This is a genomic window from Micromonospora sp. PTRAS2, assembly GCF_054052245.1.
In genome coordinates this window covers 326,545-339,133 of the sequence record NZ_JBSWBU010000003.1, presented here as the reverse complement: position 1 = coordinate 339,133, position 12,589 = coordinate 326,545, and the positions used below count along the sequence as shown (strand labels likewise).

At 76.2% G+C, this 12,589-nt stretch carries 10 protein-coding genes; 7 read left to right on the top strand and 3 right to left on the bottom strand.

What is annotated here, in order from left to right:
* Positions 1–105 precede the first annotated feature (105 nt).
* Positions 106–1,461, top strand: a complete 1,356-nt coding sequence (gene glmM / locus ACVMYR_RS12330) for a phosphoglucosamine mutase (RefSeq protein ID WP_457121853.1) — start codon at positions 106–108, stop codon at positions 1,459–1,461.
* A 122-nt stretch (positions 1,462–1,583) separates the two neighbouring features.
* Here glmM and ACVMYR_RS12325 read toward each other — a convergent pair whose 3' ends face one another.
* On the bottom strand, positions 1,584–2,774 hold the full coding sequence (locus ACVMYR_RS12325; protein ID WP_077938330.1) for a pyridoxal phosphate-dependent aminotransferase: 1,191 nt from the start codon (positions 2,772–2,774) through the stop codon (positions 1,584–1,586).
* Between the two features lie 245 nt (positions 2,775–3,019).
* Between ACVMYR_RS12325 and glmS the strand changes: the two genes are divergently transcribed.
* On the top strand, positions 3,020–4,933 hold the full coding sequence (gene glmS, locus ACVMYR_RS12320) for a glutamine--fructose-6-phosphate transaminase (isomerizing) (RefSeq protein ID WP_077938331.1): 1,914 nt from the start codon (positions 3,020–3,022) through the stop codon (positions 4,931–4,933).
* A gap of 93 nt (positions 4,934–5,026) precedes the next feature.
* Here glmS and ACVMYR_RS12315 read toward each other — a convergent pair whose 3' ends face one another.
* Positions 5,027–6,748, bottom strand: coding sequence for an alpha/beta hydrolase (locus tag ACVMYR_RS12315; RefSeq protein WP_457121852.1), 1,722 nt, complete (start codon positions 6,746–6,748; stop codon positions 5,027–5,029).
* Entirely contained in the window at positions 6,745–7,041 is a 297-nt protein-coding gene (locus ACVMYR_RS12310; RefSeq protein ID WP_077938333.1) for a hypothetical protein, read from the bottom strand. Before ACVMYR_RS12310 ends, ACVMYR_RS12315 begins: the two co-directional genes overlap by 4 nt.
* Positions 7,042–7,373: 332 nt before the next feature.
* Between ACVMYR_RS12310 and ACVMYR_RS12305 the strand changes: the two genes are divergently transcribed.
* The 5 genes from ACVMYR_RS12305 to ACVMYR_RS12285 all read left to right on the top strand — a co-directional run bounded on the left by ACVMYR_RS12305 (position 7,374) and on the right by ACVMYR_RS12285 (position 12,518).
* Complete coding sequence (locus tag ACVMYR_RS12305) at positions 7,374–8,864, top strand: NAD(P)H-hydrate dehydratase (RefSeq protein WP_396792816.1); 1,491 nt, start codon at positions 7,374–7,376, stop codon at positions 8,862–8,864.
* A 101-nt stretch (positions 8,865–8,965) separates the two neighbouring features.
* The gene (gene alr, locus ACVMYR_RS12300) at positions 8,966–10,084 is read left to right on the top strand and encodes an alanine racemase (RefSeq protein ID WP_077938335.1); all 1,119 of its coding nucleotides are present in this window, start codon (positions 8,966–8,968) and stop codon (positions 10,082–10,084) included.
* The gene (locus ACVMYR_RS12295) at positions 10,081–11,178 is read left to right on the top strand and encodes an alpha/beta fold hydrolase (RefSeq protein WP_457121851.1); all 1,098 of its coding nucleotides are present in this window, start codon (positions 10,081–10,083) and stop codon (positions 11,176–11,178) included. The genes alr and ACVMYR_RS12295 overlap by 4 nt, the downstream gene beginning before the upstream one ends.
* Positions 11,175–11,681, top strand: coding sequence for a tRNA (adenosine(37)-N6)-threonylcarbamoyltransferase complex ATPase subunit type 1 TsaE (tsaE, locus tag ACVMYR_RS12290; RefSeq protein ID WP_229404695.1), 507 nt, complete (start codon positions 11,175–11,177; stop codon positions 11,679–11,681). Before ACVMYR_RS12295 ends, tsaE begins: the two co-directional genes overlap by 4 nt.
* A 135-nt stretch (positions 11,682–11,816) precedes the next feature.
* A complete protein-coding gene (locus ACVMYR_RS12285) occupies positions 11,817–12,518 on the top strand; it encodes a uracil-DNA glycosylase (protein ID WP_043965627.1) in 702 nt (233 codons plus the stop codon).
* The last annotated feature ends 71 nt before the right edge of the window (positions 12,519–12,589 follow it).

The following is a 12,589-nucleotide window of genomic DNA, read 5'->3' as shown; positions in this document are numbered from 1 at the left end:
CACGTTGTACTTCTGACGAAACGGCCGGGTCCACCTCTCCTCGCCGGGAGGTGGCCCGGCCGTTTCGCTTTCTCTCTTGCACCATTTCATCGGAGGTTGGCGGGTATGGGCCGGTTGTTCGGCACGGACGGCGTACGCGGACGCGCGAACGCGGATCTCACCCCGGAGCTCGCGCTCGCGGTGGCGGTGGCCGCCGCCCACACACTGGCCGAGACGGACCGCAGCCATCCGCCGCTGGCCGTGGTCGGCCGGGACACCCGGGCCAGCGGCGAGATGCTGGAGGCCGCCGTGGTCGCCGGCCTCACCAGCGCGGGCGCCAACGTCGTGCGCGTCGGCGTGCTGCCCACCCCCGCCGTGGCGTTCCTCACCGCCGAGGCCAAGGCCGACCTGGGCGTGATGCTCTCCGCCTCGCACAACCCCATGCCCGACAACGGGATCAAGCTCTTCGCGGCCGGCGGCCACAAGCTGCCCGACGAGATCGAGACCCGGATCGAGGCGGCCGTCGAGGCGAACGCCGTCACCGCGTGGGACCGGCCGACCGGCGCCGGGGTGGGGCGCGTGCACGACCTGCTCGACGGCGCGGACCACTACGTGCAGCACCTCGTCGGCACGGTGCCGCACCGCCTCGACGGCATCAAGGTCGTGGTCGACTGCGCCAACGGTGCGGCGGCCGAGGTCGCGCCGGTGGCGTACCGGGAGGCGGGGGCCGAGGTCGTCGCCATCCACGCCGAGCCGGACGGCCTCAACATCAACGACGACTGCGGCTCCAACCACATCGACGCGCTGCGCGAGGCCGTGGTCGAGCACGGGGCGCACCTGGGCATCGCCCACGACGGCGACGCCGACCGGTGCGTGGCGGTCACCGCCGACGGGGTCGAGGTCGACGGCGACCAGGTGATGGCGATCCTCGCCGTGGCCATGCGGGAGGCCGGCGCGCTCACCGACGACACGCTCGTCGCCACCGTGATGAGCAACCTCGGCCTGCGGCTGGCCATGTCCGCGCAGGGCATCCGGCTGATCGAGACGAAGGTCGGCGACCGGTACGTCCTGGAGGAGCTGCGCGGCTCCGGCTTCGCCCTCGGCGGCGAGCAGAGCGGGCACATCGTCATGCCGGCCTACGCGACCACCGGCGACGGGGTGCTCACCGGGCTGCACCTGATGGCCCGGATGGCCGCCACCGGCCGCACCCTCGCCGACCTGGCCGCCGTGGTGACCAAGCTGCCCCAGGTGCTGATCAACGTGCCGGTCGGGGACCGCTCGGTGGGCGCCGCCGCGCCGGCCGTCCGGGCCGAGGTCGAGCGGGCCGAGGCGGAACTGGGCGAGACCGGCCGGGTGCTGCTGCGCCCCTCGGGCACCGAGCCCCTCGTCCGGGTGATGGTCGAGGCGGCCACCGAGCAGGCCGCCCGCGAGGTCGCCGAGCGCATCGCCGAGCAGGTCCGCGCCGCCAGCCCCGCCCAGTAGGGGTAAGGAAGGGCCCCTTGTTAACGCTTTCTGCATAGAAGGGGCCCCTTCTCACACCCGCCCGGCGGGAACGCCGGCGTTGTGGTGGCGGGTTCGGGTGCGGGCGGGTCGGGGAGCCCGGGTCAGGTCAGGTCGCGCAGCCGGGTGACGGCCTCGGCGAGCACCTCCGGTCGCTTGCAGAACGCGAACCGGACCAGCCGCCGGCCCGCCTCGGCGTCGTCGTAGAACACCTGCGTCGGCACGGCCACCACCCCGCACCGCGCCGGCAGCGACCGGCAGAACTCGACCCCGTCCCGCCCGCCGAGTGGGCCGATGTCGGCCGTGACGAAGTACGTCCCCTCGGGCGTGAGAACGCCGAAGCCCGCGTCGGTCAGCCCGGCGACCAGCTGGTCCCGGCGGGCCTGCATCCCGGCCGCGAGCTCCGCGAAGTAGGCGTCCGGCAGGGCCAGCGCCACCGCCACCGCCGGCTGCAGCGGCGCGCCGTTGACGTAGGTGAGGAACTGCTTGACCCGCAGCGCCGCCGAGACCAGCGGCGCCGGCCCGCTGATCCAGCCCACCTTCCACCCCGTGCAGGAGAACGTCTTGCCGGCCGACGAGATCCGCAGGGTGCGCTCGCGCATGCCGGGCAGGGTGGCCAGCGGCACGTGCGGCGTGGCGGCGTCGGCGAAGACCAGGTGCTCGTACACCTCGTCGGTCACCGCGTACGCGCCGTGCTCGCGGCACAGCTCGGCGACCAGGGTCAGCTCCTCGCGGGTGAAGACCTTGCCCGTCGGGTTGTGCGGGGAGTTCAGCAGGACCAGCCGCGTACGCGGCCCGAACGCGGCGCGCAGCGCCGCCGGGTCGAAGGCGTACCGGCCGTCGGCCTCGGGCCGCAGCGTCACCGGCCGCCGCACCGCGCCGGCGAGGGCGATCGAGGCCGCGTACGAGTCGTAGTACGGCTCGAAGCAGACCACCTCGTCGCCCGGCTCGCAGAGGGCGAGGATGCTCGCGGCGATCGCCTCGGTGGCCCCGGCGGTGATCACGACCTCGCCGTCCGGGTCGTACTCCAGGCCCCAGAACCGGCGCTGGTGGGCGGCGACGGCGGCCCGCAGCGCGGGAATGCCCGGACCGGGCGGGTACTGGTTCTGGCCGCCGCGCAGCGCCTCGGCGGCGGCGGCGAGCATCTCGGGCGGCCCGTCGGTGTCGGGGAAGCCCTGCCCCAGGTTGACCGCGCCGGTGCGGACGGCCAGGGCGGACATCTCGGCGAAAATGGTCGTCCCGAACGGCCGCATCCGGGCCACCAGCGGATCGACATCGGCGGGCGTCGTCGTCACCCGCGTCAGCCTACGGGCTCGCCCGGACCGCGCCCACCCTCGGCCGGCCGGCGGAGGGTGCCCGGTGGGCCCGCCTCGGGGGTACGGCCGGGTGGCCGCCAGCGGGCACGCGTCGGCACGGTGCCCGGGCGGGCCGGGAGATTCGTCCCCGGAGCGGCCCGCCCCACCAATTCGCTCAAGCTCGATGCTTGTTTACCCGGCTTCTGCGCACGCGTGGTGAGCGAAACTGGGTTAGGCTGCGGACCATGTGTGGAATCGTGGGTTACGCCGGCGCGCGCCCGGCGCTCGGCATCGTGCTCGACGGCTTGCGCCGCCTGGAGTACCGGGGCTACGACTCGGCCGGGGTGGCCGTCGTGTGCGCCGACGAGCTGCTGATGGAGAAGAAGGCGGGCAAGCTGGCCAACCTCGAGAAGGTGCTCGCCGAGCGGGCCGCCACCGACCCGGAGGCCTGCGCCGCCAGCCCGATCGGCATCGGGGACGGCACCACCGGCATCGGGCACACCCGGTGGGCCACCCACGGCGGCCCCACCGACCGCAACGCCCACCCGCACCTCGCCCCGGACGGGCGGGTCGCCGTGATCCACAACGGCATCATCGAGAACTTCGCGAAGCTCCGCGCCGAGCTGGAGGACGACGGCGTCCAGTTCAGCAGCGACACCGACACCGAGTGCGCCGCCCACCTGCTCTCCGCCGCGCTGGCCGACCTGCGCGCCGCCGGCGAGCCCGACGGCCCGCAGCTGCTCGCCGCCGCGATGCGGGTGGTCTGCCAGCGCCTCGAAGGCGCGTTCACGCTGCTCGCCGTCGACGCGGCGGTGCCCGGCGCGGTGGTCGGGGCCCGCCGCAACTCGCCACTGGTGGTCGGCCGGGGCGACGGGGAGAACTACCTCGCCAGCGACGTCGCGGCGTTCATCGAGCACACCCGCGACGCGGTCGAGCTGGGCCAGGACCAGATCGTCCTGATCACCGCCGACTCGATCGAGATCACCGACTTCGCCGGCCTGCCGGCCACCGGCAAGGACTTCCACATCGACTGGGACTCCTCGGCCGCCGAGAAGGGCGGCTACGACTGGTTCATGCTCAAGGAGATCGAGGAGCAGCCGCAGGCCGTCGCCGACACCCTGCTCGGCCGGCTCACCGACAGCGGCGAGATCATGCTCGACGAGGTCCGCCTCAGCGACCAGGACCTGCGCGACGTCGACAAGATCTTCATCGTCGCGTGCGGCACCGCCTACCACTCGGGTCTGGTCGCGAAGTATGCCATCGAGCACTGGACCCGGATCCCGTGTGAGGTGGAGCTGGCCAGCGAGTTCCGCTACCGCGACCCCGTCCTCGACCGGTCCACGCTGATCATCGTGATCTCCCAGTCGGGCGAGACCATGGACACGCTCATGGCGCTGCGGCACGCCAAGGAGCAGAAGGCCCGGGTGCTCGCCATCTGCAACACCAACGGCTCGACCATCCCGCGCGAGTCCGACGCCGTCCTCTACACCCACGGCGGGCCCGAGATCGCCGTCGCCTCCACCAAGGCGTTCCTCACCCAGCTCGTCGCCTGCTATCTCATCGGCCTGCACCTCGCCCAGGTGCGCGGGATCAAGTTCGCCGACGAGGTGGCCGCCGTCGTGGACCAGCTCCACCAGATGCCCGGCAAGCTGCGCGAGCTGCTGGGCCGGATCGAGCCCGTGCGGGAGCTGGCCCGGGAGATCAGGTCCGAGCCGACCGTGCTGTTCATCGGCCGGCACGTCGGCTACCCGGTCGCACTGGAGGGCGCGCTCAAGCTCAAGGAGCTGGCGTACATGCACGCCGAGGGCTTCGCCGCCGGCGAGCTCAAGCACGGCCCGATCGCGCTCATCGACCAGGGCACCCCGGTGATCTGCATCGTGCCGTCGCCCGTCGGCCGGGGCATGCTGCACGACAAGGTCGTCTCCAACATCCAGGAGGTACGCGCCCGGGGGGCCCGCACCATCGTGATCGCCGAGGAGGGCGACGAGGCGGTCGTCCGCTACGCCGACCACCTGATCCGGGTGCCGCGTACGCCGACGCTGCTCGCGCCCCTGGTGACCACCGTGCCGTTGCAGGTGCTCGCGGCGGAGATCGCGGCGGCCCGGGGCCACGACGTCGACCAGCCCCGCAACCTCGCCAAGTCCGTCACCGTCGAGTAGCGGCCCGGGGCCGGCCCTCCCGGAGCGTCGCGCGCCACCGGCCTGCCCGCCAGGGCGACGGGCCGGCGGCTCGCCGCCTGCGGGAGGGGCCGGTCACCGGCCCAGGACGACGCGGGCCATGCCGTCCAGGGCCGGGTTGGCCGGGTCCCAGTAGCCGGTGTGGCCGTACCGGCCGCTGGGGAAGGTGCGCCCGCCGAAGCCCGGGTCGGCCGGATCGTGGCCGAACCACAGCGCGTGGTCGTCCCGGCCGGTCAGCACGGCCGCCAGCGGACTGAGCCCGCGCAGGACGCGGCGGGGCAGCTCGTCGGGGGCGGGGGCCAGCCGGATCCCGTCGTCGGGCGCCGTGCTCGCCCAGACCTCGCCGCTGGGCAGCCGCAGCCCGTCGGCCCGGTCCACGCCGACGCCCGGCGAGCCGACGAAGACCAGCGCGTCGGCGGCGAGCCCGTGGTCGCGGGCGGCGGTGCCCACGACCAGCGAGCCGTAGCTGTGCCCCAGCACCGTCTGCCGGGCCGGCGGGCCCTCGTGCGTCGCCCGCAGCCCCTCCTGGAACCGGTGCAGCGCCGGGCCGGCGTCCCGGGCCTGGTGGGGCAGCACGGCCTCGTGCAGGAAGTCCGGCGCGTCGTAGTCCAGCCAGAGCACCGCCGCGGTGGACGCCGTCGGGTCCAGCGCCGCGCAGCGGGCCTGCACCCGGGCGGCCCGGCCCAGCTCACCCGTGGCGTCGGCGAGGCCGGCGGTCATCCCCGGCACGTAGGTCAGCACCCGGTCGGCCCGGTCCGGGTCGCCCAGCGCCACGACCGTCCGCCCCTCGCCGCCCGTGTCCAGCCCCAGCAGGTACGCCCGGGGCTGCCCGCCGCCGGTCAGCCGGGCCGCCAACGCGTCCAGCCCCGTCAGGGCCCCCTCCACCCGGGCCAGCCCGGCCAGCTCCACCGGCCCGCGCGGCAGCCGGTCGAGCAGCCGGCGGCGCTCGGCCAGCAGCACCGCCCGCCGCCGGTCGACCAGCAGCCGGTTCGCCTGGTCCCGGGCCGCCGCGGGCACCCCGTCGAGGCGGCCGACCAGCTCGGGCTCCCGGGCCACCAGCCAGCGGCGCTGCGCGGGCGTGAGCCCGGCCCACCAGGACCGGACGGTCGCCGGACTGGCACCCGGCGGCGGACGCCAGGGTGGGGGCGGGGCCACCCAGCCCGCGCCGGCCGCCCGGGTCAGCTCGTCGAGCCGGCCGGCGGCCTCCCGGTCGGCCGCGTCGGCCAGTTCCAGGGCCGCTGCCACGGCGGCGGCGACCCGCGCCACGGGGGCGGGCCCGCCGGGCTGCGCCCGCGCCGGGTCGGCGCTCGCCCGGCCCCGCCGGTCCAGCCGCACCCCGCCGGCGTCGGCGAGGGCGACCGCCTCGGTCAGCCGGGCCTTGGCCCGCTGCAACCGCACGGCCAGCTTGGCGAGCACCTGGTCGGTCTCGATCACCGCCGGCGCGAGGGCCGCCAGCTCGGACCGGAGCGCGCCGATCCGCCCGCCCGCCGCCCCGGCCGCAGCGCCCGCCCAGCCGCCCCGCAGCGCCCGGGCCGCCCCGTCCAGCTCGGCCGCCCGCCGGTCGACCAGCCCGGTCAGCCCCCGCCAGGCCGCGCCGGCCGCCGCCCACCGGCCCGGGTCGGCCGCCCACAGCCGGGCGTAGGCGTCGCCCCCGACGTCGGGGGACGCCCGCCCGCCGGCCGCGTCGGTGCCGCCGGCACGGCCAGCCCCACCGGCACCGGCCCTGGCCGGGCCGCCTTCCCCGCCGGCCGCCGCCGGGCTCCCGCCGCCCGCGCGCCCGCGCGCCGCCGTGCTCACCGGGGCAGCGTCGTGAGCCGGTGGGCGGCCCGCTCGTCGGCCGCCTGGTAGCCCTCGGCGGCGACGGTGAGCGCCCCCTGGGCGGCGGCGACCCGTGCGCCGAGCGCGCCACACCAGGCGTGCGCGGCCGACTCCAGGCCGGCCAGGGCGCCCGCCGACCGCCAGCCGGGCGCCGGCACCGCAAGCCCGGGCACGCCGGACAGCCCGTGCCCGAGCTGGTACGCGAGGTCGCCCAGCGCGCCGGCGACCTCCCGCAGCAGCTCCGGGCGGACGGTGAACGGCTCCTCGGTCATCGGCGGACTCCTCCGGCTCGGTGCCCCGTCACGAGATGACGGGCGGCGCGGCCGGCCCGGGTGGGCCGGCGACCCCGCCGTCGACGGGTGGACAACGACGCCGTCGACGCTAGGCAGCCGCCCCGCCGACCGGAACGCCCTGTGGACAACGGGCGACGGTCGTACCCTCGGGTTGTCCACAGGCATTGCCCACAGTCGACCCGACGGGTAATCTGCGGCCGCCTCCGCCGGTAGGGTGAGGCCATGATCCTCGACGGGCCGGGGCGGACCCGGCACGCGGACGATGCCGGCGACGGCGGCCCCGGCGCGACCGCCGGACGGGGCGTGGCGGCATGAAACCGGTGTGGCGGGTCGCGGACGTCCGGGCGGCGGAGGCCGGGCTGATGGCCACCCTCCCCGCCGGCACGCTGATGCACCGGGCGGCGGCCGGGCTGGCCCGCCGCTGCGCGCTGCTGCTCGCCGACCGGGGCGGGGTGTACGGGGCCCGGGTGCTGCTGCTGGTCGGCACGGGAGACAACGGCGGCGACGCCCTGTACGCGGGCCAGCGCCTGGCCCGCCGGGGTGCCGCCGTCTCGGTCCTGCTGCTCACCCCTGGCCGGGCGCACGCGGCGGGGCTGGCCGCGCTGCGTGCCGCCGGGGGCCGCCTGGTGGACCGGCCGCCCGCCGTGGTCGACCTGGTGGTGGACGGGATCGTCGGGATCGGCGGCACCGGCGGGCTGCGCGAGGCGGCCGACCGGCTGGCCGGCGAGCTGCCCGGCCTGCGCGGCCGCGACGGCGGGCGGGCCGCGGTGGTCGCCGTGGACGTGCCCAGCGGCGTGGCCGTGGACACCGGCCACGTGCCGCCGGCCGCCTCCGGGCGGCCGACCGCGATCCGGGCCGACGTGACGGTGGCGTTCGGCGCGCTGAAGCCCGCCCTGGTGGTGGGCCCGGCGGCGGCGCTGGCCGGCCAGGTCGAGCTGGTCGACATCGGCCTGGGGCCGTGGCTGCGCGGCACGCCCGCGCTGCGGGTCACCGAGCGTTCCGACGTCGTCGACTGGTGGCCCGAGCTGGGCCCGGCCGCCGAGAAGTACACCCGGGGCGTGGTGGGCCTGGCGACAGGCTCGGCGGCGTACCCGGGTGCGGCCGTGCTCTCCGTCGGCGGCGCGCTCGCCGGCCCGACGGGCCTGGTCCGCTACGCCGGCAGCGCCCGCGCCGACGTGCTGCTCCAGCACCCCTCCGTGATCGCGAGCGGCCGGGTCGCCGACGCCGGCCGCGTCCAGGCCTGGGTCTGCGGCTCGGGGCTGGGCACCGGCGAGGAGGCCGCCGCCGAGCTGCGGGCGGTGCTCGCCGCCCCGGTGCCGGTGGTGCTCGACGCCGACGCGCTGACCCTGCTCGTGGACGGGTCGATGGCGGACCGGCTGCGCCAGCGGGACGCGCCGATCGTGGTCACCCCGCACGACCGGGAGTTCGCGCGGCTCTGCGGGGAGGAGCCGGGCGCGGACCGGGCCGCCTCCGCGCTGCGGCTGGCCGCCTGGATGAACGCGGTGGTCCTGCTCAAGGGGGACCGCACGATCGTCGCCACCCCCGACGGCCGGGCGTACGTCAACCCGACCGGCACCCCCGCGCTGGCCACCGGGGGCACCGGCGACGTGCTCGCCGGGCTGCTCGGCTCGCTGCTCGCCGCCGGCCTGGCCCCGGAGCGGGCGGCCGCCGCGGCGGCGTACCTGCACGGGCTGGCCGGGCGGGAGGCGGCCCGGTCGGGCCCGGTGACCGCGCCCGACGTGGCCGCCGCGCTCCGCCCGGTCGTGGCCGGCCTGCTCCACGGGCGGCCGGACGCGGACTGATCGACACCATGCCGGCGACATGGCGGGGTCCTTCGCCCCCGGATACCGCCATCCGCCCGACATGGCAAAGCCTCCGGCACCCCGGTCAGTAGGCTGGGCACATGTGGCAGTCCGAGGTGCGGGTCGATCTTGACGCGATCCGGGAGAACGTGACGCGGCTGCGGGCCGGCACCGGCGCCGAGCTGATGGCGGTGGTCAAGGCCGACGGCTACGGCCACGGCATGGTGCCGTCGGCCCGCGCCGCGCTCGACGCCGGCGCGGACTGGCTCGGCGTCTGCACCCTCGACGAGGCGCTGACGCTGCGCCGGGCCGGCCTCGACGCGCCCGTGCTGGCCTGGCTGCTCGCCCCCGGGTTGCCGCTGCATGAGGGCGTCGCGGCCGGGGTGGACCTGGCCGCCGCGAGCCTCACCCAGCTCGACGAGATGGTCGAGGCCAGCCGGCTCGCCGACCGCCCGGCCCGGCTGCACCTCAAGATCGACACGGGGCTGGCCCGTGGCGGGGCCACCGTCGCCGACTGGCCGGCGCTGCTGGAGGCCGCCGCGAAGGCCCAGGCCGACGGCCTGGTCGAGGTGGTCGGCGTGTGGAGCCACTTCGTCTACGCGGACCTGCCCGGCCACCCGACGACCGACCGTCAGCTCGCGGTCTTCCACGAGGGGCTGGCCATGGTCGAGCGGGCGGGGCTGCGCCCGCGCTACCGGCACCTGGCCAACTCCGCCGCGACCCTGACCCGCCCCGACACCCACTTCGACCTGGTCCGGCCCGGGCTCGCGACCTACGGGCTGTCCCCGGTGGCCGGCGAGCGGTTCGGGCTGCGCCCGGCGATGACCGCCCGGGCCCGGGTCATGCTCACCAAGCGGGTGCCCGCCGGCAGCGGCGTGTCCTACGGGCACACCTACCTCACCGACGCCGACGCCAACCTGGCCGTGGTGCCGCTCGGCTACGCCGACGGGGTGCCCCGGCACGCCTCCAACACCGGCCCGGTGCAGCTCGCCGGCCAGCGGCGGACGGTCTCGGGCCGGGTCTGCATGGACCAGTTCGTGGTCGACTGCGGCGACGACCCGGTGGCGGCCGGCGACGTGGCGACCCTGTTCGGCCCCGGGGCCGACGGCGAGCCCACCGCCGACGACTGGGCCGAGGCGGTCGGCACGATCAACTACGAGATCGTCACCCGCTTCGGCGGGGTCCGGGTGCCCCGCGTCTACGACGGCGAGCGGCCGTGAGCGAGCGCAGGGGCTTCCGCATCCCCCGGCCCCGCACCGCCGCCGGCCGGGTGGCCGGGGTCGTCGGAGCGGCCGTCGGGGTGGCCGCCGCCGGGCTCGCGGCGGGCGTGGTGAGCGAGCGCGCCCTGGTCCGTCGGCTCAAGGCGGATCCCGCCGACCCGTACGCCGACGAGGTCTTCGGCCAGCAGCGCTACGACGAGGCGTTCCGGCTGGAGCTGCCCGACGGCACCGACATCCACGTCGAGGTGGTGGAGCCGACCCGGCCCGTCCCCGGGCACCCGACGGTGGTGCTGGTGCACGGCTTCTGCCTGGACATGGGCACCTTCCACTTCCAGCGCAAGATGCTCGCCGAGCGGGGCGAGCACCGCATCGTCGCGTACGACCAGCCGGGGCACGGCCGGTCGGGGCGGCTGGAGACCGGCGAATACGATCTCGCCGCGCTCGGCCGCACGCTGCGTCGGGTCATCGACCGGACCGCCCCGGAGGGCCCGCTCGTGCTCGTCGGCCACTCGATGGGCGGCATGACCATCATGGCGTTCGCCGAGCTCTACCCGGAGCTGTTCGGCGACCGGGTGGTCGGCACGGTGCTGATGGCCACCTCGGGCGGGCTGCTGGCCGAGACGAAGCTCGTCGCCCCGGCCCTGCTCGGCCGGGTCGGCGCGCCGGTGCTCTACATGGTGAGCAACGCCACCCGCTACGGCGGGCCGGCGATCGACGCCGCGCGCAAGTCGACGTCCAACGTGGCCTGGCTGCTCACCCGCAAGTACGGCTTCGGCACCCCCAGGCCCAGCCCGGCCCTCGTGTCGTACGTCGAGCTGATGAACTCCCGCACGTCGGCCGACACGGTCACCCGCTACCTGCGCACGCTGGCCACCCACTCCCGCTATCCGGCGCTGGCCGCGTTGGCCGGCACCCCGGTGCTGGTGGTGGTCGGCGACAAGGACATGATCACCCCCGTGACCCACTCGGAGGAGATCGTCCGGCGGCTGCCGCACGCCGAATACCTCAAGATCCACGACAGCGGGCACGTGGTGATGCTGGAGCACGCCGACGAGGTCAACGGAGCCCTGGCCCGCTTCCTGGAGGGGCTGTGAGCCGAGCCGACGCGGCCGGTGCCGGTGTGCGCGTGACGCTGCCGACGGTGGCGGACACCCACGCGTTCGGCCGCCGGCTCGCCGGGGTGCTGCACGCCGGTGACCTGCTGCTGCTCACCGGTCCACTCGGTGCCGGCAAGACCGCGTTGACCCAGGGCATCGGCGCGGGCCTCGGCGTGCTCGGCGACATCACCTCGCCGACCTTCGTGATCGCCCGGGTGCACCGGCCCGATCCGGTGCGGGGCCGGGGCGTCGCGCTGGTGCACGCCGACGCGTACCGGCTCGGGGACGCGGCCGACCCGCGCGCCGAGATCGACGACCTCGACCTGGACGCGTCGGTCGACGACTCGGTCACCGTCGTCGAGTGGGGCGAGGGGCTGGTCGAGCAGCTGGTCGACGCACACCTGCGGGTCCGGATCGACAGGCGCGACGACGACACCCGGCTGGTCGAGCTGGAGCCGGTCGGCGGCGACTGGGCTGCGAGGCTGGCCGCCCTCGCCTGACCGGACGCCGTCGGCCCGAGGCTTTCCGTGGTCTTTCGTCGGCCCGAGGCTTCCGTGTCCGCCGTCGGCCCGCCCCGCGCGGGGTGTCGGACCGGGCTGGTAGGAAGGGGGCCGACCGACTGCGAAAGGTTGCCGATGCCCCACGACGCCCCCACCCTCGACCTGCTCTCCCTGCTGCCCGAGGAGTGGCGCGCCCTGCTCACCCCGCACCTCGACCCGGCCCGCACGGCCGCGCTGGCCGAGTTCGTCGCCGGGGAGTACGCCACCCAGACCGTCTTCCCGCCGGTCGAGGATCTGTTCTCCGCGTACCGGCTGTGCGGGCCGGGTCAGACCCGGGTGCTGATCCTCGGGCAGGACCCCTACCACAAGGCGGGGCAGGCGCACGGGCTGAGCTTCAGCGTCCGCGAGGGAGTGTCCGTCCCGCCGTCGCTGCGCAACGTCTTCAAGGAGCTGACCGAGGACCTCGGGGTGGCGAAGCCGCGCAGCGGCAACCTCGACGGCTGGGCCGCGCAGGGGGTGCTGCTGCTCAACTCGGTGCTGACCGTCCGGCAGGCCACCCCCGGCTCGCACGCCAACAAGGGGTGGGAGGAGTTCACCGACGCGACGATCCGCGCCCTCGACGCCCTCGACCAGCGGGTCGTCTTCCTGCTCTGGGGCGGGTACGCCCGCAAGAAGGCGGCGTTGGTCACCAACCCGCAGCACGTGGTGCTGGAGGCCGGTCACCCGAGCCCGATGAACCCGCGCGGGTTCCTCGGCAGCCGCCCGTTCAGCGCGACCAACAAGGCCCTCGCCGACGCGGGCCTGCCGACCATCGACTGGGAGCGTTCGGCGGGCTGAGCGGGCTCCACCGCCGGCCGGGCGGGCCGCCGGGCAGGCCGCAGATGGACCGCTCGGCCCGGCAGACCGCC

What these genes read in the sequence shown, in the direction of transcription:
- ACVMYR_RS12285 (WP_043965627.1), top strand. Translation starts at nt 11,817, where the DNA reads ATGCCCCACGACGCCCCCACCCTCGACCTGCTCTCCCTGCTGCCCGAG.
- glmM (WP_457121853.1), top strand. Translation starts at nt 106, where the DNA reads ATGGGCCGGTTGTTCGGCACGGACGGCGTACGCGGACGCGCGAACGCG.
- glmS (WP_077938331.1), top strand. Translation starts at nt 3,020, where the DNA reads ATGTGTGGAATCGTGGGTTACGCCGGCGCGCGCCCGGCGCTCGGCATC.
- ACVMYR_RS12305 (WP_396792816.1), top strand. Translation starts at nt 7,374, where the DNA reads ATGAAACCGGTGTGGCGGGTCGCGGACGTCCGGGCGGCGGAGGCCGGG.
- ACVMYR_RS12310 (WP_077938333.1), bottom strand. Translation starts at nt 7,041, where the DNA reads ATGACCGAGGAGCCGTTCACCGTCCGCCCGGAGCTGCTGCGGGAGGTC.
- alr (WP_077938335.1), top strand. Translation starts at nt 8,966, where the DNA reads ATGTGGCAGTCCGAGGTGCGGGTCGATCTTGACGCGATCCGGGAGAAC.